A 23979-nucleotide genomic window follows, 5' to 3' on the forward strand; every position below is an offset into this window, starting at 1 on the left:
CTTTAAAGCCCGTAAACAGTGAAGTGTAAGAATTCTTTGGATCTGAAAAACGGAAAAACACGTTTAATAACTGAAAAAACAGTTGCAAAACTGAAAAATCAGTTGTATGTTTGTCGTTGTAATTCAATAACTGTCATTTCGAAGGAAGAATGACTGAGAAATCTGTTGCTAATGTTCGCTGTTGTTACAGATTCTTCTCTTCGTTCGGAATAACATAAAGTTGCTAAAATGAAAAAACTAACAAAAAAGGAAGAGGAGTTGATGAAGATCCTCTGGAATCTGGAAAAAGCATTTGTAAAAGATATTGTTGAGTTATATCCCGATCCGAAACCACATTACAACACCATTTCATCGTTGGTGCGTTTGTTGCAAGACAAAGGTGTTATCGGTTTTAAACAATACGGCAACACCTACCAGTATTTTCCGCTTATTTCGAAAGAAGAGTACCGCCGTTCGTTTATGAACCAGGTGGTAAGCGACTATTTCGATAACTCATACAAAAGTGCAGTAGCCTTTTTTGTAAAGGAGAAAAACCTGTCGGAAGACGAGATCGACGAACTGGTTAACCTTATTAAACACAAAAAGTAATGGAAGATATTTTGCTATATATCGGAAAAGCGGCAATGGCCCTGGGAGCTTTTTATATGGCTTACCTGGCCTTGTTCCAGCACCAGAAACATTTCCTTTTTAACCGGATTTATTTACCCGTTTCGTTTTTGATCAGTTTTTTAATTCCACTGGTAACATTTACCAAAGTGAATTACATTAAGGAAATTCCGGCAGCGGCAGCAAACAGTTTTGCCTTCCTGCCTGAAGCAACTACAGCTCCCCAAACGCAATTTACTTTGGAGTGGTATCATTATTTACTGGCGATTTATGCACTAGGAATAGTAGTATTTTTCTGCCATTTGTTGATCGGACACCTCAGAGCCATGAAGATTATCCGTTTTAGCCGACTAAAAGAATTGTTCGGGGCCGAAGTAAATCTAACCGGAAAGGATGTTCACCCGTTCTCGTTCTTCTCAAGAATTGTGTTGTCGGAAAAAACGTTGAAAAATCCAAATCTGAAAATGATCATCGATCACGAAATGATTCACGTAAGGGAACGTCATACTCTCGATATTCTTTTTGCCGAATTCTTGTTCCTACTTCAATGGTTTAACCCTTTTGCATGGTTGGTGAGAGATGCCATGAGAAATAATCTGGAGTACCTGACCGATGATCAGGTAGCCCAAAAACATAATGCCGAAGCTTATCAATTGGCCATGGTAGGTTTAGCGCATAAAAAAGGAGTGGCTCCCTTTTTGAATGCGCTTAACGGCTCACAACTAAAAAACCGTATTATTATGATGAAAAAGAAAACAGAAAACCGTTACAGCCTGCTGAAACAGCTGGTTGTGCTCCCCCTGCTGGCCATTTTGATTATGGGTTTGTCGAACAAAGAAGTACGAACCGAAGTGTTACAGGAATCGAATATTGACGTAGAACAATCAAGAGAAACAGTGCTTGTAAAGCATTTGGTTACATTTAGTGGCGTTGTTGTGAACGAAGATGGAACCGTGTTGCATGGGGTAAATATTTATAATAGCAAAGGCGAGTTGGTTGATGAAACTAATTCGGATGGAAAGTTCAGGTTTTCACCGGAAGCTAATGAAAACACCTTTTTGGTAACAAAGGATGGCTATGGTTCTGTTCAAATAACAAACGACACTGGGAAATCGAAGGAACAATTATTTCTTCAATTAGATAGAATTGAAAAATCGTCTGAAGAAACGGTTGTAAGTGGTAAAATCACCAACAACAAGGGTGAACCTCTTTCGGCAGTGGCAGTGTTGATCGAAGGAACTACTACCGGCACCATTTCAGACTTTTCGGGCAACTACGAGATAAAAGTAGCCAACAAAGATGCTGTGCTTGTTTTTAATATGCTGGGTTACGAGTTCCGGAAAGTTCCGGCCAGCAAAGAGAAAATCAATGTGGTGTTGACTAAAAGTGATATCGAATCGCAACAATCGCCCAACGGGGTTGTGGTTAAACCGGAACACACCGTTACCGGAAAGATTACCAACGAAGACGGTGATGGTATTCCAGCCGCAATGGTTCTGGTAAAAGGAACCACAGTTGGTACTGTTTCTGATTTCTCAGGCAACTATAAAATTGAAACCGACGAAAAAAATACACTGGTTTTTAAAATGATTGGCTACGCCGCGAAGGAAGTTGCAATTGATGGAAAATCAGAGATTTATGTACAACTTAGAGCCGATGGTAGTGGAAAAAAGGATGAAGTGAAAGTGATTGGTTATGGGGTGCAAAACAAGGACAATTTGCCAAAGATCGATATTGAGAAGCTGGGCTTTGAGACCACTTCGGGAGAAGCTCCCCTCTATTTTGTTGATGGCAAGGAAATGGGCAATGTGGCGAATATTTCCGCTGAAGATATTGAATCCATTTCTGTTTTGAAAGACGAATCAGCCACCAGTTTGTATGGCGATAAAGGTAAAAACGGGGTAATTATTATAACAACCAAGAATGCTGTTAAAAAAGAAATAAGCGACGCTTTGGTAATTGTTGACGGCATACCCTACGGCGGAGATATAGATGATATCGATCCGGAAACCATCGAATCAGTAGAAGTACTGAAAAACGAAAATGCCACCAAACGGTATGGACCAAAAGCTAAAGATGGCGCTGTAGTTATCAGATTAAAAGGTTCGGCCGGTTTGGATGGAAAGTCGCCGTTGATGTTTCTCGACGGTGAAAAATACACCGGCGATATGGATGATATTGATCCTGGAAATATTCAATCAATCAACGTTCTGAAAGATGCTTCAGCCATTGAAACTTTTGGTGAAGAAGGGAAAGATGGCGTGATACTTATTAGAACAAAATTGTCTGATATAGCTTCCATTATGGATTTGCGAAAGTTCATTGCACAAAAGATTAAATATCCAAAGGAGTTGGTCGAAGCCAATGCTACTGGTGTTAGCAAAATCTATGTCAAGGTGAATAGCAGTGGGAGCATTATCTCTGCTGATGAAAAAGTTATTAAAGGAGCAACACCAGTTGACGAGGTGATTGTTGTAGCTTATAAACAAAATGAAGCGAATGATACAACAGTTTTGGACGCACAAAATAAATTCAACCGCGAAGTAAAAAGGGTAATTCTCCAACTACCAAAATTGAATATTCCAGAGTTTATGGATAAAACGATCGTTTTTAATGTAAAATTCATGCTGCAAGAAAAGTAACTGGCAGGTATCTTACCTAATACAAAATAATTCAGCGGGCGACTATTATTAAAAAAAGGATGCCATCCGTTTTTGAGTTAACTCAGAGGGATGGCATCCTTGTATACTCGAAACTCGTGTCTCGCGACTCGAAACTAATTCTTCTCAATGATAGCCACCCAGCCACCACCGGGAGCCATTTTAACTTTTACGGTTGAATCGGAAGTTACTTCTACTGTTTCCTGTGCAAAGTCGGCAGCGTGTTTATCGGCATTCAAACCGTCTTTCCACACTTTCATGGTGTACGTTCCATCGCCAAGGAAATCTAGTTTTAATTCCATTTCACGCGGATCCCAATCGGTTAACGCACCCACATACCAGGTTTCGCCCGAGCGGCGTGCCACAGCAATGTAGTCGCTAACTTTGGCTTCCAGCACTTTGGTATCGTCCCAAACTGCCGGCACTGCAGCAAGGAATTCCATACATTCCGGTTCGCGGTAATAGTTCGATGGATTGTCGGCCAACATTTGCAGCGGACTCTCAAAAACAGGGTACAAAGCCAGCTGGTGGCAGCGTGTTCCCTGGCTCATTGGCTCGGTAAATACCGGCGTGAAATTCGTTTTGGTTTTGTTGATCATTGCTCCCGGAGTGTAGTCCATCGGGCCGGCAACCATACGAATAAAAGGCAAGGTTACATCGAGTTCCGGATCGGGTAAATTCGACCATTTGGCATTTTCCATTCCTTTCACTCCTTCGTACGAAATTACGTTAGGATAAGCGCGGTCGAGCCCACTTGGTTTGTATGCTCCGTGGAAATCAACCAGCAATTCATGCTCGGCACATTTGCGGGCAATTTTCTCGTAAAAGTTTACCATCCACTGGTCGTCGCGTTGCATAAAGTCCATTTTAATACCTTTTACGCCCCACTCCTGAAACTGATCGAGCGATTCTTCCAGTTTGTCATCCATCGCTTTCCAAACCACCCAAAGAATAATGTCCACATTTTTTTCTTTTCCGTAGTCAACCAGCTCTTTTACATCTATATCTTTTTCCTTCTGCATAATATCCGAAAGTACATACCAGCCTTCGTCCAGAATGATATATTCCAACCCGTATTTCGATGCAAAATCAATGTAATATTTGTAGGTTTCATTATTTACACCGGCCACAAAATCAACACCGTAAATGTTGTTGGCATTCCACCAGTCCCAGGCTACTTTTCCCGGTTTAATCCAGTCGGTATTCTCTATTTTCTGTTCAGGAGCCAGTTTGTAAATCATTTCGCTTTCTACCAGCTCGGCATCATTTTCGGTAATAATCATGGCACGCCACGGAAATTCGCGAGGCCCGTTGCATTCAGCAATATAATCGGCATATTTTGTGGGTTTTACATCGCGGTCGCTTAGCTGTTCAGTTTCCAAAACAACCCCTGGATATTTACCCACCAATGCATATTTGTTCTCGTCGCTGCCACGTAAAAACATCCCCGGGTAATCCATCAGGCTCGATTCCGAAATATAAGTTTTTACGCCGTTTCCGCAATCAACCAGCAACCCGGTTGAAGCAAAACGTTCGCTGCCAATATTCGACAGGGTTTCGCGCAGGTATTCGCGTTCCTGGTGGGTCATCATACTTTCTTCTTCCGGAAACCAAAGTTTGTTGTCGGCCGGGAAAACAAAAGAGGCCAGCTCGCTTTTCACTTTGTACTCGCCATCCTTATCCGACACCCAACGGTAGGCAGCACCTTCGTCGTAGGCTCTGAATTTAAGTGCGTAACCTTTAACTGTTAATGTCAGTTCCTTATATTCATCTTTTATTGTGGCATATTTCCGCTGAACAACCGGAGTAAGTTCCTGCGATACGTTGTTGGTTTTTGCTTTTCTCACTTTGGCATCCACGCCCCAAACGGTGCCGTCGTAAAGCTCCATCGAGATTGGCGATGGTGCCACAATTACAGTTCCGTTTAGCAACACCGAGTAGGTAACCGTTTCATTAACATTTACCTTAATCTGAATTCTTCCCGATGGCGAATCCAACGAATATTCTTTTGCCGAAAGGGTAAAAAACATGCTGATTAAGATAAACAGCATAAATAACTTTTTCATAGTAGATAGTTTTAGGTTTTTGTTTCGAAAGTAAAAATAATTTGATGTGCCGTTGTAGCACAAATGTTCTGTTTTCTATTAAACAGGATGCAGAAAAATGATTTTATACCTATCTTACAGTAAATTTAAAAAGATAGGTTATGAAGATTATAGTTACACTGATTGTACTACTTGTATTTACTGTTTTTGCACAGGCTCAGCAATTTGAAAAGGATGTATTTAAAACCTCGGAAGGGGAGCTGGAAATTACTTTTATTGCACACGGGACACTGATGATGGAGTTTGACGGGAAAGTGATTCATATTGATCCGGTTTCGTGGTATGCCGATTATGCTACCATGCCAAAAGCCGATTTGGTTTTGATAACACACGAGCACGGCGATCATTTGGATGCAAAAGCAATTGATGCAGTTAAGAAAGAGGGAACTCAGGTGGTGCTCACCAAAACCTGCAACGAAAAATACGCCGGAACAGCGGTGCTTAGCAATGGCGAGTCGGGAACATTCGCCGGAATAAAAGTTGATGCAGTACCGGCTTATAATATTAAACACGAACGCGATGCCGGGCAGCCTTTTCACCCCAAAGGAGTTGGTAATGGTTATGTGCTGCACTTTGGCGATAAAAAAGTTTATGTTGCCGGCGATACCGAAAATATTCCTGAAATGGCCGGGCTAAAAGACATCGACGTGGCGTTTCTGCCCATGAATTTACCTTATACAATGACTCCGGAAATGGTGGCCGATGCTACCAAAATGTTTCAGCCTAAAGTACTTTATCCGTATCATTTTGGCGAGACAAATACCGATGAGCTGGCTGAATTATTAAAAAATCAAAACAAAACCGAATTACGAATACGAAACCTTAAATAGGGTAGAAATTCTTTTTACCTTCAAGCTTCAAAAGATTAATTTGAAACTAACACAATTCATGGACTTAATATTGATGAATTCTGTGTGCTTGGTTTAATCTGTTTAACAAAAAATTTCATGATATGAAGAAGATGGGAACTCTCATTTTGGTGATGGTAGGTTTTATGTTGGCAGCTACTGCCCAGGAGAAAAAGGTTTATGACGGTTATAAAGAATTAGTTGCTGAAGCTAAGCAGCAAATTGAAGTAATTGATTTACATGGATTTCACGAGAAATATATGGATGGATTAAAAAATCGCAAACCCGATTATATTTTGCTTGATGTTCGCACAGCGGACGAATACCATGCAGGACATGTGCCCGGTGCGTATTTAGTGCAGCGTGGTGTGCTTGAATCGCACATTGCCAAAGAAGCGGTGTGGGAAGGATTTAGACATGCAGTGCCCAAAAAGGACGATACTATAATTTTATATTGCCGCAGTGGAAGCCGGTCGGCACTGGCAACAAAAACGCTGATGACTTTGGGATACACACATGTTTATTCGCTTGATGGTGGCTGGAAAGCCTGGCATGAAGAATATCCGAAACTGGAACGGTTTTAATAACACATAATCTTCCTGCACCAAACAAATGTCGGGTAGGTTATTGTTTCCTGTCCGTCTTACTGATGCTGCTTTTTACATCCGCGAACAACACAAATTGTAGTTGCTGCAAGGCCAATCGATGCAAACACAATCAGAGCGGTATAAAATACGGTGGATGATAAATTGGCACAACACGTTACGAAGCCCAAAATGATTGTAGCAAAGAATCCCAAAATTCCCCAAAGACCTAAATTGTAGCAAGCAAGTGTTAATAATTTATTCATGATATTTTACTTTTTACAAGTATACGCTCAATAAAGATCATTGGTTCATAAACCATTGTGAAATAAATCTCGTATACTTGTGATATTAATTACAAATCAGATCTTTCTTATGAATTTAATGACTAATACATGCGTAGATTGCACGCTGAAATCGAATGCTGTTTCGGTGTTGGACAACAATGAGTTATGCGCACTTGAAGAGGGCTGTTCGAGAACGATATACGATAAAGGTGAGCTTATTTTTAAAGAAGGTGGCCCGGTGCAACATATCATTTATTTACGTGAAGGATTTGTAAAATTGATAAAAAGAGGAGCCGGGGGCAAGGATTTTATTTTCGGTATTTCAAAAAAAGGAGCCTATCTGGGCTTGCAGAATTTGAACAAGGATACAAAAACAAATTATTATTCAGCAGTAACACTCACCAAATCAGAGGTGTGTTTTATCGATCGGCAGTGTTTTACGGAGCTGCTTAAAAAGAATGGCGAGTTTGGCCTAAAGGTCCTTTCAACAGTTTTTACCGATGAAATGAATTATTTTGATCGGTTGGTAAATAATGTTCAGCAACAATTACCTGGCCGTGTGGCCAATGCAATTAGTTACTTTGCGCGTGAAGTTTACGGCGAAAATCCGTTCGTACTGAATCTTACACAAACCGAAATTGCCTCCTTGGTTGGAACCTCAAGGGAAAGTGTATCGCGTATATTAAAAGAATTTCAGGATATGGGAATCATCTCTTTAGACAAAAATGTACTTACTATTCTGAATGAAAAACGGCTTGAGGAGATTAAAAATAAAGGCTAGGTTTTGGTAATTATTTCTTTTGATAAAGAATAAAAAAAACCGCTAATCAGTTTCTGATTAGCGGTTTGATATTCTATGATTTTCTGATTATTTTATTTCAAGACTGGTATCTATAAACGATCCCGGCTCAATTGCACCTAATGATTTTAACTGTATATTAGATGAATTCAATATTGAATTCAAATCATTGGCATTTACATCTGCCAGACTGATAAAATCGGACGGAACAACTACTACCCTGAACGTTTGATCCAAAGTGTAATCGGTTGATAAGCTGGCTAAATCTACATCTCCCCCTAAAAATACCGACATATCTACAATGCGTTCGTTGGGGATATCACCGGTAAAATCGAAATTATACTCCAAAATAGCACCCGATGGGAAATACTCAGTTTGTGGAAGCGGACGCCAAAAGTCCAATCCATCCTCATTGGTCCACAAAATATAAGCTAAAATCACATCCGATTCGTAGGGATCGAATCCATTATCCTCAAAATTAAAAAACATTTGGTAATTGTTTCCGGGTGTAAAATCACCGGTAAATTCGAAAGTGGTTCCAACAAAATTGTAACCATCTTCTCCCGGCATCCCCGGAGGTCCAACAGGACCTTCGCATGAAGCAAAAATACCAGCTACAATTATTAATAAAAATGCTGAAATTTTTCTGAAGGTAATTGTTTGTTTCTTTTCAATTGTTTTCATAGCAAATAGACTTTTAAATTATACTTCGTTTGTAATGCTAAAACAAGTATAGTGCCAAAAAAACCTCCGACCAAGGCCGAAGGTTTATTATGGATTGATTGATTAATCTTAAAAGTGGCTACAATTCTATTCTCTGTCAACTGTTCCCGGAACAGGAACACTGGCATCTTGCATGTAACCAATATCACCCATGATGAAGGTATCCGGGCCAAGCTTCATGTCCGAGTTCATCATTTCATCCCAGGTAACTTCTTTTCCTGTATATGCCGAAACACGGCCCATAATTGCCACCATTACTGAATTAGCAGTTTCTTCGGCTTCGTTAAACGGAATATCCTCACGGATACAGGTGATCAGGTTTTTGTGCTCTTGCACGTATGGACTGGTTTCGTGATCTTCGTACGAGAAAAGGTTATTGCCATCCACATCTGTAATTGTTGCTGTGCCTCCCTGAGAAGTAAATGCTTTTCCTTTTGTGCCATGCATAACTTCGTTTACCGCATTTGTACAGCCATTAATTTGACGGCATGTACTTAAAATCTGACGTCCGTCGTCGAGTTCATAACGAATGGCAAAATTATCGTACTGATCGCCGGTTGGGCGTCGCTGACGTGAGCCAAAACCAAGCGCTTTTATAGGGTGTTTGCCAAAGAACCAGTTGGCTACATCGATATTGTGCACGTGTTGTTCAACAATATGATCGCCCGAAAGCCAGCACCAGTTTACCCAGTCGCGAATCATCCATTCCATTTCGCTCCATTCGGGCTTGCTGTTTCTGTACCACAATTGACCACCATTCCAATATACTTCGGCAGTGGTGAGTTTGCCAATTGCGTTATTGCTGAGTTCTTTATATACATCTAGATATTTATGCTGGTGGCGGCGTTGAGTACCCGTAACCACTTTTAATCCGGCAGCATCGGCCATTTTAGCTGCGGCTAAAACCTGGCGAATTCCAACCGGATCAACAGCAATAGGTTTCTCCATAAATACGTGCTTGCGTGCTTTAACAGCTGCTTCGAATTGCTGTGGGCGGAATTTTGGTGGTGTTGCCAGAATTACAATATCAACACCTGAATCGAGTACTTTTTCGTAAGCATCAAAACCAACAAAACAGTTTTCGGCAGGAACTTCCTGTCCCGATTCTTTCTTGATTCTTTCCACACAGCTGTCTAATCTGTCCTGAAAAACATCAGCCAGAGCAGTTACCTGAACGGTTGAACCACCGGCTTCCAAAAAGTTAAGAGCTGCACCGGTTCCGCGTCCGCCGCAACCAACAATCCCGGCTTTCAGAACTGTTCCACCCGGAACCTGGTCAAGCATTGGTGGATATTTGTACTCTCTTTTTACCCAATCGTATTCGGCGCTTGCAGAAGAGCCTCCGCCAGAGCACGATGATAAAGTTCCCATTCCCATTGCGCCTGCTGCACCAACTGTGGCTGCTCCGGCTAAAAATTTCCTTCTTGAAAAATTGTTGTTACTCATGATACTAATGTTTTAGTTGAATTTAGGATTCAAAATATATAAGTCATTTTCCGGTTTTCTCATCAAATTCGCACACCACTCTAAAACCAATCGAATTACAGTCCGATAACCACCAGATACTTTTTGGCATTTGCGGATCGGTTTTCATCCATTCTTCGGTTTTAGTGTAATCGCGTGCAGCACTTCTTACTTCGCCAACAGGGCTTTTAAATGTCCCTCCCGAATAACATGCTCGTCACCCGAAGCCGGTCCTTTTGGATCGGTAACTCCATCATTTAAATTTGAATAAGCATCTTCGGAGTACCAGTCTGCGCAATATTCTGCTGCATTACCAAGCATGTTTTTCAGTCCGAACGGATTGGGCTCAACCACATCCGGTTTGGCAGTTTTCAGGCTGCTGTTTTTTTCGTAAACGACGTAGTTATTAATAAGGTCGCTTCCTTTGCCAAATAATTTTCCAATAAAATTTTTGTCTTTAAAATCTTTTGGTTGGCCTTCGAAAAAGAAAGGCGTTTCTGTACCTCCGCGGGCTGCATATTCCCATTCTGCTTCAGTTGGCAGTCGGTATGTTTTGCCGGTAACTTGCGATAACCATTTACAATAGGTTTCTGCCGAATGGTAACTCATTGTAATTGCCGGTCGGCTCCCCAGTCCCCAGTTTTGGTCGGGTTGCCCATAAGGTGGTGTTGGACCTGAAATTGCATCAACATCGGCCTGAGTGCGCGAACCTTCAGTATCGGTTGATCTTCCTTCGGCAGCAGTGGCACTATAAAATGCCAGATATTCGTCCCAGCTCACTTCTATTTCGGCCATAAAAAATGAGCTCACATTCACAGTTTTCTGAGGGCCTTCATCGCTCTCACGAAGCTGTTCCGATTCAGGACTACCAATTTCGAAGCTTCCGCCCGGAATTGCTTTCATGTTAAATGCGATGGTTGTTCCCGGAATGGTTTCTGTATAATCGTTATGCCCGGCTACATCTGCCGCAGATGTATATTTTTCTTTTGATTCATTACCGGCATTTCCAAATTCAACATTCTTGGCATGCAAGGCATTAGGATCATAATGTCCAACATGCAGATGGCAATTTATACAGCGCAGTTCTTCTTCGTTTTGCGAATAATAAAGATGAGCTTCCTGACCTTCATTAGTAAGTGTGAGCGGGAATAAATTATTGTGGCAATTGATGCACGATTCTTCAAAAACAAAATGCTGAGCCTGTTCCAGCGTAGATTTAGCTTCCCAGTTAAAATCGGCACTGTCTTTAAAAACATAGCCATAAGCATCGCGTGCCGAAGCTTTAATCTTTTCTTTCAAGTAGCCTTGTCCTTTCGGAGGAAGGTGGCATTCTACACATCCAATATGCATACCTATTCGGTTTTCATGATGCACAGAAAGTTTCCACGAATCAAAAACATGAGGATGTACGTGGCACATTTCGCACGATTCGTTTGTTGAGGTTGCTTCGATGACTTTAGTAGAAGATAGGGCAACAGCAATACCAAGTATAAATCCGATAAAAATAATCAGTAACAATTTTTTTCGAAGGTAGTTACCAAAACGTTTAAATATGGCCATTGGTTATTTTAGGTTTTTTAATTCAACAAAGCTTTCAAAATTAATAATATATCTGACCAAATAACTGACTTTTGTATGTTGTGAAAAAGAATTATGTAACATTTTAGCTAACTAAAATAGTAAGTCATTCGTTTATTGGCTTTTATATATGACGCCTGATCTGGCGTAAATACCTATTCGCTATAGAAAAAAAGGTTGCCTGGAACGCAACAACCTTTGGAGATGATTTCCTCAACGGAATACGAGAGAGATAAGGGAAGTAATTTTTAACTTATTATTAAATGGTTGAATACATAATTTTGTATCTTTCAGTTATGAACCGGCTCAAACAAAATATCTCCGATTTTTTAGGTTTGTTTTTCCCCGAACTGTGTGTTGCCTGCGGGAAACGTCTGGTGTCGCAGGAGAAGTATGTTTGTTTCGATTGCTGGCAGGATCTTCCGGCAACCAATTTTCATTTTAAACAGGAAAACAAAGTTGCTCAATTATTTTGGGGACGGGTTGATATTGTTGCTGCAACAGCATTTTTCAGCTATAAAAGAGGTAGCAGATACCAACAGCTTATTCATTTTGTGAAATACAAGGGATTAAAAGAACTTGGTTCTGAAACCGGTAAAAAGTTTGGCTATCAATTATTGGAATCGCCCGGTTTTGCTGAAATTGATGTTATTATGCCGGTACCGCTGCATCCGCGAAAAGAAAAGAAACGCGGATTTAACCAAAGTGAGTGGATTGCCAGTGGAATTGCCGAAGTATTAAAAAAGCCGGTTGACACAAATACTTTGTACCGACGGGTTTTCACATCAACTCAAACAAAACGAAACCGTTACGAGCGCTGGCAAAATGTAGAGAATGTTTTTGGACTAAACCATCCGAAGCAGATTGAAAACAAACACGTTTTACTCATCGACGATGTGGTTACCACCGGAGCAACTCTTGAGGCCTGTGCTATTCATCTGTTAAAACAGCCCGGAACAAAAGTTAGCATTGCCACACTTGCTTACGCTGATATTTAACTCTTGCTCTCATTTCCACGGAAATGATACTCCTACTTCGCAAAGTACCTTTAAACAATGTTTCCCTACAATCTGTTTAACCAACAGAATGAATGATTTTAACATTTCATAAAAATAAAACAAAATGAAAATTACAAATTTGTTAGTGCTAGCCCTGGTAGTTCTGGGCTTTATGGCATGTAATCAAAAACCGGCAGCCGAAGAAGATGCTAATGTGAAGTATTACAAGCAGTTGCTGTTTAGCGAAACGCCATGGGATTTGGAACGTGGTTCGCATGAAATTTCAGCCGAAGAAGCTGAAACAGTTAATAATTACAAGTTCACCTGGAATGATGAGGGGAAATTGGTTTCAGTAGAATTTAACCGCAATGGAGTGTTGTTAGGATATTCAAGTCTGCCGGCCGCAAAAGTTACTTACACCTACGAAGGCAATAAGCAGCTTAAACATTTCTTTAATAAAGAAGGTGAGCCCATTGAAAGCGGAGGTGCATTTACGCAGGAATATACTGTAGATGATTCGGGAATGCGCGTTGCTATGCGTTTCCTCGATAAAGAAGGGCAAGCGGTGGAGAACCGAAATAATATTCATAATTATGAATGGTCGAAACTTGAAGATGGAATGATACGCGAATTGCGTTACAACCTGGCAAAAGAAGAAACGATCATGAATCCGTTTTGTCCTTTTTATGAGTTGCGTTTTACCTACAACCAGAACGGTTATGTAACCCGAATGGCCAATTACATTGAGGATACAATGTACAATTGTACGGCCGAAAATTGTGGCGATGTGGGTGTTTCGTATTTCTTATTTGAAAATAACGATAAAGGCGATTTGCTGAGCTTTTCGGTACACAGTACCACCGGACAGCTTTCTAATTTATACTGGGGTTGGGCCAAACGCAAAAATGTTGTGGATGAAAATGGCAACCCGGTAAAAACAGTTGTTTACGACCAGGACGATGAACTGCTTGGTGGAAAAGGAATTCCCGTAACCGAGAATGAATACAATGAATATGGTGCACTTGTGAAAAGCATATCGAAAGATGGCGATGGAAATGTAGTGAACAACCCGAATAATGGTGTGGCCGTGGTGGAATACAAATACGACGAGCAGGGGCGAAGAACCGAAACCCTGCGCTACGACAAAGAAATGAATCCTGTAGAAAGTTAGAATAGCACAATAAATTATGATCCAGATAAAACCGATTTTAAGCTATTTTTCACTGGCCCTTTTTGTTGCATTGATTTCCTGTTCGGGAGGACAGAAAAAGACCGAGCAAACGGAGACCAGTGTAAAAGAAACGACTCCAAAAGTTGAGGTAAATGCAGAAGCAAAGTTATTGCTGAAAACCTTAAATGAAATGGGCGATTATGCCAACAGCCGTGACTTCCCGTCGCTGATAAAACCATCGTCAGTTTATGAAGATCTCGATGGCAATATTCATATTGTCGATCTACGTAATGAAGATGCTTTCGACGACGGCCACATAAAAGGTGCTGTTCGTGTTGATTTTATCGATTTGCCAGCGTATTTTACTAATGATATCAAGCCATTTGAATACGACAAAATCGTGGTTGTATGTTATTCCGGGCAGATTTCGAGTTATGCCACTTCGTTGTTACGACTGGCAGGCTATGGCAATGTTTATGCTATGCGTTGGGGAATGAGTGGTTGGAACAAAGATTTTGCTGAAGATGCATGGCTCGCCAATGTGTCTTCTGATTTTCAGGACCAACTCGAAACAGAAGAGCATGAAAAAGCGCCACTTGCAGATTTTCCAAAACTAAACACCGGTAAATCCAGTGGTGATGAGATTTTACAGCAACGCATCAACTCGCTATTTGCAGCTGGTTATTCGGATGCTTTGGTGCATGCCGATGATGTGTTTGAAGAACCTGGAGATTATTATACGATTAATTACGACCGCAGAGACAAATACGAGTCGGGACATATTCCGGGTGCCATTCGGTACAAACCCGGCGTAACGCTTGGAATTGTGTCTGAAATGCAAACGATTCCGGTTGATGAGGAAGTGGTGTTGTATTGCAATACCGGACACAATTCGGGTTTTGCAACGGCTTATCTGCGTTTGTTTGGTTACAATGCAAAAACACTGACCTTCGGCAATAATGCCTTTATGTACGATAAAATGAAAGAAGAAGAAAGCACCCTTTCGTGGCTGCCGTTTACCGAAGCCGAAATTCAGGATTATCCGTACGTTCTGAATTAATTACAAAGTTGTACTAAAAGATATTATTCCAGCCTGATCGTTGTATCGGGCTGGAATTCATATTTTAGCTCCTCCGGATTTTCTTCATCCGAAAGGATAAAAACACCATCAAATTCCAGTTGATTTAGAATTACCCAAGCCTTCGAACTTGTGGCAATATTACCCGAATAAAGCAGAATTTTCCCTTCCAGCGATTCCAGTTTCTCCTTGTTTTCTTTTTGTAGCAGTTGGTCGAAAGGAATCACCAGAGCATTTGGGAAACGTTGATTTTCAGCATCAAATTCAACAATAAAATATTCTTCATTCAATTCGTTTAACTTCTGCACCGAAATGGTTACTTCATTTGTAGTTGTCAGTGCCTCGTTTACATTGCTTTTAAACAGGTTCGAATTAAAAGTGCGCACTAAAACCAGTACAAGAAGTAATAGCAGAACGCCTAAAATCCATTGTATATTTTTATTCATCTTGTTTTGGCTTTATTAACAACCTCCGTCCAATTGCGATTCTTCCAATCGTTTCGCTTCGAGGTATTGCGTTTTTAAACTGTCGGGTAAACTGTTGATATGTATAAAGGTTTTTCGGGCTTTGTATCGGTTTTCAAAGAGCGCATTTTCGCGGGGAGTAATTCGCTCGCCTTCAAACTTGCTCAACATTACTGTTTTATACCATTCATTCATTCCGCCTTCCATCACAAACGAATTGGAGTAACCCAGTCCGCTTACAATAGTCCACGCCATGTTGGCCGTTTCATCGCCGTTGCTGTAGTACACATTTCTCACTTTGTCCTGATTCAGATAGCCTTCCCAGTTGGGATTAAGAAGATCGTTGTACGGAATATTGATTGAGCCCGGAATGTTACTTTTCATAAATTCTGCGGGACTTCGCAAATCGATAAGTTGAATGGTGCTGTCTTCGATATTTACAAAACGAGCCACTTCATCAACGGAAAAATACATGTCGGTATTTGCGGATAGTTCCACCAATTCGGTGGGTTTGAGTTGAAACGACTTTGCAGCGTTAAACGGTAGAAAAGCCAGTATTAATCCAACTCCTGCCAGTAATATCGATATTTTTATTCGTGCATTCATTTCCAATTAAATTTCGGATGTGATTTCTTTACGCGGAAATTTTTTCTCGGCCAGTTCGGCCAGCCAAAACATGGCAATGGCAGCTGCAATCAGCAAAAACGTAAATACTCCCGGAGATACTCCCAGCCATTCATCCACGCGCACCGGACCTTTGTAATTAGCTCCGGCAAGAGTTTGAATTAAGGGATAAGTTTCGGCAAAAAGAAATGCACCACTTAAACCGCCAATGAGGAAAAACAATGCATCGATTTTCCCGATGGATAAAGCACTGATTCCGGTTCCGGGACAAAAACCACCCATAATAAATCCGGCTCCCATAATAACTCCACCAACGAGTGTTGCAGTTACATAGTATGGATTTACATACACCAAATTTAAATCGAGTAATCCAAAATAGCTGAGCAGTTGTGAACCTGCCAGTGCCACTATTGCAGCAGTAAAAAATACTTTCAAAACAGTGGTGTCGTATCCGTAAAACATGCCGGCCAGTTTGCGGCTCGATGAAAAGCCGGCTTGCTCAAGTGCAAAGCCAAAACCAATTCCGATCAAGAATCCGATGCCGAGATTCAGCCATTGAGGAAGGTCGTTAAGTACTGTAATCGGTCCCATAATTAAATTTTGTATTACTGAGTTACTGAAGGATTGAGTTTTAAATCCAAAGTTTTCGGAAAAACCATGCAAAAAGGAAGGCAGAGCCAAAAATGCCGAACATGGTCATAAATCCGGCTACCGAAAGAACGGCCATTCCCGAGAGTGCAGCGCCACTGGTACATCCGCGCGCCAGTTGTGCGCCATACACAAAAAACACGCCCCCCAGAAAGGCAAACAAGAGTCGTTTGCCATTCGATATTTTTGGCGATTTTTCAATTTTGAATTTTAAACGGCCCGAGATAGCACCGGAAATAAACCCACCTAAAAACATTCCAAGTACTTCCAATGCCAACCAGCTTTTTAACGGATTTTGTCCATCAAGGAAATATTTACTGTAGTAGGGCGATTCCATGGCGTGTTGGTGATCAACCGTTTCAACAGCTGCCACAACAGCATATTTTAGTCCTCCACTGGCTCCCAGTCCGCGCCCCGAAAAAAACATGGCGCTTAAAAGTATCAGCCCAAGCAACACGCCCGCCAGGTATGGGTTCATATATTTTCTCTTCATTGTAATAAAAGGTTATAAATCGGTACCATTATTACAATCCAGGGAGGCTTATTGTTTTAATACGATAAAATTCACTTAAAAAATTATGTGGGTAATAGTTCAGAGAAATATTTAATATGATAGATTTGTGGCAGTATATTTGTAAGCTATTTTGAATATAAAAAATCATCAAACCATGAAAAGTACCCTACTTCTTGCTTTTCTTTTCATCCTGACTTTAGCAGCTACTGCCCAGGATAAGATCATAAAAAATAATGCTGAAATACTAAATTGCAAAGTCACCGAGATTGGGGCCAATGAGGTAAAATATTACTATGCCGAAAGTCCGAAATTGATTTTTGGGATCGATAAAGCTCTGGTTGACCGGATAGAATTTGGTACCGGAGAAGTTATCGAAATTGAAGAAAATTCGTTTAGAAACCCGGAGTACTACGTTAATCAATCGAAAAATGCTTTAAAGATAAATTTCCTTTCGCCATTGTTCGGAACAACAGAATTTGTCTACGAAAAAAGCCTGAAGCCTGGTAGGTCGTGGGAGACTGCACTGGGTATTGTTGGTCTTGGAAATGATATCGATGATATCGATCCGCGTGGAATTTATGGGAAATTCGCCTATAAGTTTATGCGCACTCCTGATTATTATATGAATAAAATGCATTACTCTCATATTTTAAAAGGTGGTTACATTGCTCCTGAGATTGCTTTTCGATACATGTCGTTTGATGGCTATAGCTACAATTATTATTATGATTCAAGCGGTTATTATCACGGATCTTCCAGTTCGGGCAGAGAAAGCCAGGTAACATTAGCAATAATGCTGAAATTCGGAAAACAATGGGTTTTCGATGATGCTTTTTTAGTGGATTTGTATTGGGGTGTAGGTTATGGTGTTGGTGCCCACGATTACGATGGCTTGCCCTATGGATTTATTGTTGCTCCTGATGATTTCCCGATTGCACTTACAAGTGGTCTCCGAATTGGCTGGGTTTTTGGAAAGTAGTCTCAACAACTTTTGCTTTTAGTTGTTTCAAGACAAAACAGCAAAATGGAATTTGAAATCACTAAATATTATAAGGGAGTGCGACCGGGAGTTACGCTTCCTTCATCGCAAATGTTCCAAATTTTAAAAGAAGATGGAATGCGAAAAATGGTGAGCGACCATTATGATTTGATTGTGCAGAGTTCGATTAAAGATCTTTTTCCAAAAAATCCGATAAAGCTGGAGAAAGCAAAAGAACATTCGGCTGATTTTTTTATCCAGATTTGCGGAGGCCCCGATTATTTTAATCAACACCGCGGAAAACCGCAACTAAACAGACGACATCGGCCTTTTACAATTACTGCTGAAGCTCGGATTGAATGGTTAAACTGTTACAAACAGGTGTTAAGTAAACTGGATTTGCCCGATGAGGTATTAAAATCTTTCTGGAAATATCTGGATGATTTTTCGAAGTGGATGGTGAATAGCTATTGAAAGGATTAGTGATTAAGGATTAGCGATTAAGTGAAAAAGGTGTTGTCGGTGGATTGGTTATTAGTGAATGAGTAATTGGGTGAATGAGTGGCAGTAGACCAATTGTAGTAGGCGGCTCAAAACAGTTTTGCAATTTAACCATTTTACAATCTTTTTCAATCTCCATTACTCTCACTATCTCAGTACTACCTTCCAATAATAAAACTTAGCGTCTCGGCGTCTTTGCGAGAGAAAAAACTTAGCGGCCCAGCCTGTAATACAAAGCCAGCGAAATTACATTGTTGAATAAACCGTTGTGGAAATAATAATTGGTTTCCGATTTGTCGCTACTTGGAATTACCGATAACGCAAAACGAAGATCAACCGAAGCATGTTCCAAAAAATCAAATTGAAATCCTACAAAGGGCTGCAAGTCGAAAGTATTAAAATCCTGGCGATCGGGTTCAGGGATTTCACCGTCGCTGTTTAATTCTTTCGAGTGGATTAAAACCCCCGGAGCAATTCCACCAATAATCATACTTCTGTCGTTAGTTCGGAAGGCCATAAATAGCGGAATGTCAATATAGCCTAAACGCATTACATATTTATCTATGTCGGGTTGTTTTGGATCGAATGATCTTCGCGATCCTTTTTGCGAATATTTAATCTCCATTCCGGCCACAATTGCCGGAGCAATATCGGTTTGCACAAAAATACCTGCCAGCACACCTGCTTTGTGGTATCCTTTCAGGTTGTCGCCTTCAACCTGTGTTCCATTGAAACCTGCAATTAAACCTGCATCAAAACGCTGGGCAAAAACAAAATTTGCAATCAAAAGAAATCCTAAGGCAATAAATATCCGCTTCATTTATTTCAATTTTTCCAGTTCCTTTTTTAAAATATCAACCCCAATTTCAGCTTTTTTTTCGATATACGTAACATTTTTGTGGTAAACTTCCGGCCGGTGTGGGTCGATAACAAAAATCGGCGTGTCCTTTTGCACATAACTTACCAGGCTTGCTGCAGGATAAACTGCCAGCGATGTTCCAATCACAACCAGTATTTCGGCTTGTTGTACAATTCCAATCGCATTTGGTATTTCAGTTACAGCCTCACCAAACCAAACAATGTGAGGTCGTAACTGACTTCCTTTCTCACAACAATCTCCTAGCTTGAGTTCCCAATTTTCGAGTTCGTAAAGCAAATACGAATCGAGGGTACTTCGGGCTTTCATCAATTCACCATGTAAATGCGTAACATTTTTGCTTCCTGCCCGCTCGTGCAGGTTATCAACATTTTGAGTGACCACATGCACATCAAACCATTTTTCAAGCTCAGCAATTCCGCGATGTCCGCCATTGGGCTGTGCATTAAAAAGTTGCTTCCGTCGTTCGTTGTAAAAGCGTAAAACCAACTCGGGGTCGCGTTCCCAGGCTTCAGGAGTGGCAACTTCGGTAACATCAAATTGTTCCCATATTCCACCTATATCGCGAAACGTTTTTAATCCGCTTTCCTGGCTCATGCCGGCTCCAGAAAGAACTACTAATTTCTTCATCATTAAAATATACTAACGAAGATAAATGTACAATTAATAATGAATTCGTTCAAATTGAGGTTGATAATCTGACGCTTAATTGAAAAGGCTTTTAATTGTGGATATTATTCGATGCAAAAGGTGTTCTATTCATGCTAATTCTGATATTTTTGTACTGATGATTGATCACGCGACGATAGACAGAATAATTGATGCTGCAGAAATTTCAGACGTTGTTGGCGATTTTGTTACGCTTCGAAAACGAGGTGTAAACATGCTTGGTTTGTGCCCGTTTCATAACGAGAAAACGCCATCGTTTACCGTGTCGCCGGCCAAAGGTATTTTTAAATGTTTTGGATGTGGAAAAGGAGGAAACGCTGTGAATTTTATCATGGAGCACGAGACCTTAACTTATCCTGAGGCATTAAAATGGCTGGCCAAAAAATACAATATCGAGGTTCGAGAAGAGGAGGAAACCGAGGAGCAAAAGCAGTTAAAAGATTCGCGCGAAAGTTTGATGATCGTTTCCAGCTTTGCACAAAAATACTTTACACGTTATTTGTGGGAAGAAAATGAAGGCCGAACTATTGGTTTAGGCTACTTTCGCGAGCGTAGTTTTCGCGACGATATTCTGAAAAAATTTGAGGTTGGCTTTGCCCCCGACGGGAAAACACCGTTTACCGACGCTGCACAAAAGCAAGGTTATAAACTTGAATTTCTGGAGAACACAGGATTAACCATAAAACGAGATAATTGGTTGCGCGACCGTTTCGCTGGGCGTGTAATGTTTCCCATTCATAACCTGGCAGGGCGTGTAATTGCTTTTGGCGGCCGCATTTTAAAAGAGGATAAAAAAACAGCCAAGTACCTGAATTCGCCGGAGTCGGACATTTACCACAAAAGCCGCGTGCTATATGGAATTTTTCAGGCCAAACGCGAAATGACGCGTACTGATAAATGTTACATGGTGGAAGGTTACACCGATGTCATGTCCTTGCATCAGGTGGGCATCGAAAATGTTGTGGCTTCGTCGGGAACTTCACTAACACCCGATCAAATTAGGATGGTACGTCGTTTTACACCCAATATTACCATTATTTACGATGGCGATTCAGCGGGAATAAAAGCTTCGTTGCGCGGAATCGATTTAGTGCTGGAAGAGGGGATGAACGTAAAAGTACTTCCCTTGCCCGACGGTGAAGACCCCGATTCGTTTGCAAAAAAAATGGGTGCTTCCGGATTGCAGGAATACATTGAGAAAAATGAGACCGACTTTATCCAATTTAAAACACGACTGCTGCTAAAAAGCACCGAGAACGATCCGGTGGCCAAAGCGCGCCTGATTTCTGATGTTATTCGGTCGGTGTCTGTAATTCCTGATTCCATAACACGCTCGGTGTACATAAAAGAATGTAGTCGGTTGCTGGGTGTTGAAGAGCAAGTGCTGTACACCGAAGTAAGAAAACAGAAGCATAAACAGACCGAAGAGTTTCAGAAAAAAGAATTTCGTGAGAAACACCGTCGGCAGGCGTTACCTCCACAGCCGGAGCAGGAAGAATCGGTGATCCCTTCTGTAAAAATTTTGGTAGAAGAGCTCGAGTATTTGCGTTTTCTGCTGAAGTATTGTTCAACACCGTTGTTTGAAGAGGAAGACGATGAAACGCACGAAACACGCATGTTGTCGGTTGGTGAGTTTATGATCGATGAATTGGAAGCCGATGAATTAGTATCGGAAAATGAGTTGTTTAAAAAGGTGTTTTACGAAGTTCGGGAGAATTTGTACAAAGCGGATTTCGATCCGTGGAAACACTTTGTTTATCATCCCAATGCCTGGATGAGTAAATTTACAACCGATCTGCTTTCCGAAAAATATACCGAAAGTAAACGCTGGACTAAAGCCGGTGCTTTTACCGAAAAAGAGGAAGATATTCTTGACATACTCATCCCGAGAATCGTGAATGAATACAAACTGCAGAAAATTAAACTGATGATGGCCGATATTGAAAAAGCCATTGACAAGGCATCTGCAGAAAACGATTTTGATAAAGTGATTGAAGAACAATCAACATATATGAACCTGAAACGGGCTGAAAAAGAATTAGCTAAAAGCCTCGGAAGCCGAACCATAAATTAACGATATGCGAACATACTTTATTGAAGACCGCAAAGAAATCGATGAAATAATCTGCTCGTGCAAAACCTGTTATTTTGCCATGTCGGTGGATGATAAACCTTATGTGCTGCCACTGAACTTTGCGCTGGAAGGCGATACCATTATTCTTCACTCGGCAATGGAAGGGCGCATGTGGGAAACTATAAAAAGTAATCCGCAGGTGTGTATAAACTGGACACTGGGCGAAGAACTGGCCTGGCAGGATGTGCGTGTTGGATGCAGTTACCGGGTAAAATCGAAGTCGGTGAACGTGGAAGGCAAGGTTGAGTTTATTGATGATTTTGATGAAAAATACCGTTGTCTTGGATTGATTATGAAACAGTACAGCGAGAAGGAATTTAAATTCGGAACGCCGGCGGTAAAAAACGTCGGGCTTTTTAAGGTTCATATTGAAACGATTACAGGAAAAGAGTTTGGCGCAAAAGCTGAAACTCCCTGGAATTCATAAAACAAAACAATGATTTTTGTAACAGGAGGTACTGGGCTGGTTGGAGCTCATTTGTTGTTTGAGCTTTGTAAAAAGGAAAAAAAGGTTCGTGCTTTAAAACGCGAAACAAGCAACTTGGCACAGGTTCTAAAAACGTTTGCGTATTACACCGATCATGCTCAGCAGTTATTTGATACAATTGATTGGGTGGATGGCGATATTCTGGAATATTATTCGCTCGAAAAATTATTGAATGGCGTAACAGAGATTTACCATTGTGCAGCCATTGTTTCTTTTGAAAGCAAAGAGCGGCAACGCATGATCTCAAATAATGTGGAGGGAACAGCCAATCTTGTAAATGCCGCTATCGAGAATGGTGTAAAAAAGATTTGTCATGTAAGCTCCATTGCCGCGTTGGGAAAATTACAGAATGGCGCCTCGGTTACTGAACAAACCAATTGGGTGCCATCAAAAAAGAATTCGGGGTATTCAGAAAGCAAATTTTATTCTGAAGCCGAAATATGGCGAGGTATTGAAGAAGGACTGGATGCTATTATTGTTAATCCGTCGATTATTTTTGGCCCGGCCAATTGGGAAAGCGGAAGCGCAAAGATTTTCAAAACCATATGGGATGGCATGAAATTTTATACCAAAGGAGTAACTGGATTTGTGGATGTTTTTGATGTTGTACGTCCCATGATAATGTTGATGGAAACTGAAAACTTCGGGAAATGTAAAAATCAACGCTATATTTTGAGTGCTGAGAATTTAAGCTACCAACAAGTGTTTTCTCAAATTGCTGAAGCACTGCAAAAACCAAAGCCCGGCATTTGGGCCAACGATTTTTTGATGGGTTTTGTGTGGCGCGCTGCAACTTTTGCCGGCTGGTTTACACAAAAACCGTCGTTAATAACGCGTGAAGCTGCAACCGGACGAAATATCGTTAACAATTTCGACGGTTCGAAAATTACCCGAATGATCGAATACAACTATCTTCCTATTGCTGAATCAATAAAAAAAACAGCCAGTTTTTTGAAAGAGGATATGAGTCAAAAGTCTGAAACAGCTAAAACATTTTCAGGAAAAGAATAAATTGACTGTCCGCAATTAATCACAACCAAGACGTTCCCCTAAACTTGTTTCAGGGTCTTATTCTCAAACAGCTGATTATTAGACACGAAAGATGCTGAAAACGAGTTCAGCATGACGTGCTAAATACTAATTATGACGAACAGCAGATATTCATAAAGAATAATTAGCAG

24 protein-coding genes are annotated in these 23979 nt (G+C 40.8%); 13 read left to right on the top strand and 11 right to left on the bottom strand.

Going from position 1 to position 23979, the window contains the following annotated elements:
* Nucleotides 1–228: 228 nt before the first annotated feature.
* Both G0Q07_RS02895 and G0Q07_RS02900 read left to right on the top strand, forming a co-directional pair.
* Nucleotides 229–588, top strand: coding sequence for a BlaI/MecI/CopY family transcriptional regulator (locus tag G0Q07_RS02895; RefSeq protein ID WP_163344671.1), 360 nt, complete (start codon nucleotides 229–231; stop codon nucleotides 586–588).
* Nucleotides 588–3248: a carboxypeptidase-like regulatory domain-containing protein gene (locus tag G0Q07_RS02900; RefSeq protein WP_163344672.1), complete on the top strand. Its 2661-nt coding sequence runs from the start codon at nucleotides 588–590 to the stop codon at nucleotides 3246–3248. Before G0Q07_RS02895 ends, G0Q07_RS02900 begins: the two co-directional genes overlap by 1 nt.
* A 134-nt stretch (nucleotides 3249–3382) precedes the next feature.
* Here the strand turns inward: G0Q07_RS02900 and G0Q07_RS02905 are convergent, their stop codons facing one another.
* Nucleotides 3383–5332 (bottom strand): glycoside hydrolase family 97 protein, encoded by a 1950-nt coding sequence (locus G0Q07_RS02905; RefSeq protein WP_163344673.1) that lies wholly within the window; start codon nucleotides 5330–5332, stop codon nucleotides 3383–3385.
* Nucleotides 5333–5472: 140 nt separating this feature from the next.
* Here G0Q07_RS02905 and G0Q07_RS02910 point away from each other — a divergent pair, with 140 nt between their 5' ends.
* A complete protein-coding gene (locus G0Q07_RS02910) occupies nucleotides 5473–6201 on the top strand; it encodes an MBL fold metallo-hydrolase (protein WP_163344674.1) in 729 nt (242 codons plus the stop codon).
* Nucleotides 6202–6323: 122 nt separating this feature from the next.
* On the top strand, nucleotides 6324–6803 hold the full coding sequence (locus tag G0Q07_RS02915) for a rhodanese-like domain-containing protein (protein WP_163344675.1): 480 nt from the start codon (nucleotides 6324–6326) through the stop codon (nucleotides 6801–6803).
* 59 nt (nucleotides 6804–6862) lie between these two features.
* Here G0Q07_RS02915 and G0Q07_RS02920 read toward each other — a convergent pair whose 3' ends face one another.
* Nucleotides 6863–7069: a hypothetical protein gene (locus tag G0Q07_RS02920; protein ID WP_163344676.1), complete on the bottom strand. Its 207-nt coding sequence runs from the start codon at nucleotides 7067–7069 to the stop codon at nucleotides 6863–6865.
* 118 nt (nucleotides 7070–7187) lie between these two features.
* On the opposite strand from G0Q07_RS02920, the gene G0Q07_RS02925 reads away from it, so the two are divergent.
* Nucleotides 7188–7871 (top strand): Crp/Fnr family transcriptional regulator, encoded by a 684-nt coding sequence (locus tag G0Q07_RS02925; protein ID WP_163344677.1) that lies wholly within the window; start codon nucleotides 7188–7190, stop codon nucleotides 7869–7871.
* Between the two features lie 87 nt (nucleotides 7872–7958).
* On the opposite strand, the gene G0Q07_RS02930 is transcribed toward G0Q07_RS02925, so the two are convergent.
* The 3 genes from G0Q07_RS02930 to G0Q07_RS02940 all read right to left on the bottom strand — a co-directional run bounded on the left by G0Q07_RS02930 (nucleotide 7959) and on the right by G0Q07_RS02940 (nucleotide 11636).
* Nucleotides 7959–8573: a collagen-like protein gene (locus G0Q07_RS02930; RefSeq protein ID WP_163344678.1), complete on the bottom strand. Its 615-nt coding sequence runs from the start codon at nucleotides 8571–8573 to the stop codon at nucleotides 7959–7961.
* A 126-nt stretch (nucleotides 8574–8699) separates the two neighbouring features.
* The gene (locus G0Q07_RS02935; RefSeq protein ID WP_203532659.1) at nucleotides 8700–10058 is read right to left on the bottom strand and encodes a Gfo/Idh/MocA family protein; all 1359 of its coding nucleotides are present in this window, start codon (nucleotides 10056–10058) and stop codon (nucleotides 8700–8702) included.
* 186 nt (nucleotides 10059–10244) lie between these two features.
* Nucleotides 10245–11636, bottom strand: coding sequence for an SUMF1/EgtB/PvdO family nonheme iron enzyme (locus G0Q07_RS02940; RefSeq protein ID WP_203532660.1), 1392 nt, complete (start codon nucleotides 11634–11636; stop codon nucleotides 10245–10247).
* 281 nt (nucleotides 11637–11917) lie between these two features.
* Here G0Q07_RS02940 and G0Q07_RS02945 point away from each other — a divergent pair, with 281 nt between their 5' ends.
* The 3 genes from G0Q07_RS02945 (at nucleotide 11918) to G0Q07_RS02955 (ending at nucleotide 14883) form a co-directional block, all read left to right on the top strand.
* A complete protein-coding gene (locus tag G0Q07_RS02945) occupies nucleotides 11918–12652 on the top strand; it encodes a ComF family protein (RefSeq protein ID WP_163344679.1) in 735 nt (244 codons plus the stop codon).
* Between the two features lie 124 nt (nucleotides 12653–12776).
* Nucleotides 12777–13823, top strand: a complete 1047-nt coding sequence (locus G0Q07_RS02950; protein ID WP_163344680.1) for a hypothetical protein — start codon at nucleotides 12777–12779, stop codon at nucleotides 13821–13823.
* Nucleotides 13824–13839: 16 nt separating this feature from the next.
* The gene (locus G0Q07_RS02955) at nucleotides 13840–14883 is read left to right on the top strand and encodes a rhodanese-like domain-containing protein (RefSeq protein ID WP_163344681.1); all 1044 of its coding nucleotides are present in this window, start codon (nucleotides 13840–13842) and stop codon (nucleotides 14881–14883) included.
* Nucleotides 14884–14906: 23 nt separating this feature from the next.
* Here G0Q07_RS02955 and G0Q07_RS02960 read toward each other — a convergent pair whose 3' ends face one another.
* Genes G0Q07_RS02960 through G0Q07_RS02975 form a run of 4 tightly spaced genes read right to left on the bottom strand, consistent with a single transcriptional unit; the run spans nucleotide 14907 to nucleotide 17130 of the window.
* Nucleotides 14907–15347 carry a rhodanese-like domain-containing protein gene (locus G0Q07_RS02960; RefSeq protein ID WP_163344682.1) on the bottom strand — a complete coding sequence of 147 codons (441 nt, stop codon included), beginning with the start codon at nucleotides 15345–15347 and terminating at the stop codon, nucleotides 14907–14909.
* Between the two features lie 15 nt (nucleotides 15348–15362).
* Nucleotides 15363–15971 carry a rhodanese-like domain-containing protein gene (locus G0Q07_RS02965; protein ID WP_163344683.1) on the bottom strand — a complete coding sequence of 203 codons (609 nt, stop codon included), beginning with the start codon at nucleotides 15969–15971 and terminating at the stop codon, nucleotides 15363–15365.
* Between the two features lie 6 nt (nucleotides 15972–15977).
* Nucleotides 15978–16580 carry a YeeE/YedE thiosulfate transporter family protein gene (locus tag G0Q07_RS02970; protein ID WP_163344684.1) on the bottom strand — a complete coding sequence of 201 codons (603 nt, stop codon included), beginning with the start codon at nucleotides 16578–16580 and terminating at the stop codon, nucleotides 15978–15980.
* Nucleotides 16581–16620: 40 nt separating this feature from the next.
* On the bottom strand, nucleotides 16621–17130 hold the full coding sequence (locus G0Q07_RS02975; protein ID WP_163344685.1) for a YeeE/YedE thiosulfate transporter family protein: 510 nt from the start codon (nucleotides 17128–17130) through the stop codon (nucleotides 16621–16623).
* Between the two features lie 175 nt (nucleotides 17131–17305).
* On the opposite strand from G0Q07_RS02975, the gene G0Q07_RS02980 reads away from it, so the two are divergent.
* On the top strand, nucleotides 17306–18130 hold the full coding sequence (locus G0Q07_RS02980; protein WP_163344686.1) for a hypothetical protein: 825 nt from the start codon (nucleotides 17306–17308) through the stop codon (nucleotides 18128–18130).
* A 45-nt stretch (nucleotides 18131–18175) separates the two neighbouring features.
* Nucleotides 18176–18604, top strand: a complete 429-nt coding sequence (locus tag G0Q07_RS02985) for a globin domain-containing protein (RefSeq protein ID WP_163344687.1) — start codon at nucleotides 18176–18178, stop codon at nucleotides 18602–18604.
* A 238-nt stretch (nucleotides 18605–18842) separates the two neighbouring features.
* On the opposite strand, the gene G0Q07_RS02990 is transcribed toward G0Q07_RS02985, so the two are convergent.
* Together G0Q07_RS02990 and G0Q07_RS02995 are read right to left on the bottom strand one after the other, a co-directional pair.
* The gene (locus G0Q07_RS02990) at nucleotides 18843–19451 is read right to left on the bottom strand and encodes a porin family protein (protein ID WP_163344688.1); all 609 of its coding nucleotides are present in this window, start codon (nucleotides 19449–19451) and stop codon (nucleotides 18843–18845) included.
* A complete protein-coding gene (locus G0Q07_RS02995; protein ID WP_163344689.1) occupies nucleotides 19452–20138 on the bottom strand; it encodes an SIR2 family NAD-dependent protein deacylase in 687 nt (228 codons plus the stop codon).
* Nucleotides 20139–20295: 157 nt separating this feature from the next.
* Here G0Q07_RS02995 and dnaG point away from each other — a divergent pair, with 157 nt between their 5' ends.
* Genes dnaG through G0Q07_RS03010 form a run of 3 tightly spaced genes read left to right on the top strand, consistent with a single transcriptional unit; the run spans nucleotide 20296 to nucleotide 23809 of the window.
* Nucleotides 20296–22251, top strand: a complete 1956-nt coding sequence (gene dnaG, locus G0Q07_RS03000; protein WP_163344690.1) for a DNA primase — start codon at nucleotides 20296–20298, stop codon at nucleotides 22249–22251.
* A gap of 4 nt (nucleotides 22252–22255) precedes the next feature.
* Nucleotides 22256–22738 carry a pyridoxamine 5'-phosphate oxidase family protein gene (locus G0Q07_RS03005; protein WP_163344691.1) on the top strand — a complete coding sequence of 161 codons (483 nt, stop codon included), beginning with the start codon at nucleotides 22256–22258 and terminating at the stop codon, nucleotides 22736–22738.
* A gap of 9 nt (nucleotides 22739–22747) precedes the next feature.
* Nucleotides 22748–23809, top strand: a complete 1062-nt coding sequence (locus G0Q07_RS03010; protein ID WP_163344692.1) for an NAD-dependent epimerase/dehydratase family protein — start codon at nucleotides 22748–22750, stop codon at nucleotides 23807–23809.
* Nucleotides 23810–23979 lie beyond the last annotated feature (170 nt).

It is taken from the genome of Draconibacterium halophilum, assembly GCF_010448835.1.
Classification (GTDB): Bacteria; Bacteroidota; Bacteroidia; order Bacteroidales; family Prolixibacteraceae; genus Draconibacterium; species Draconibacterium halophilum.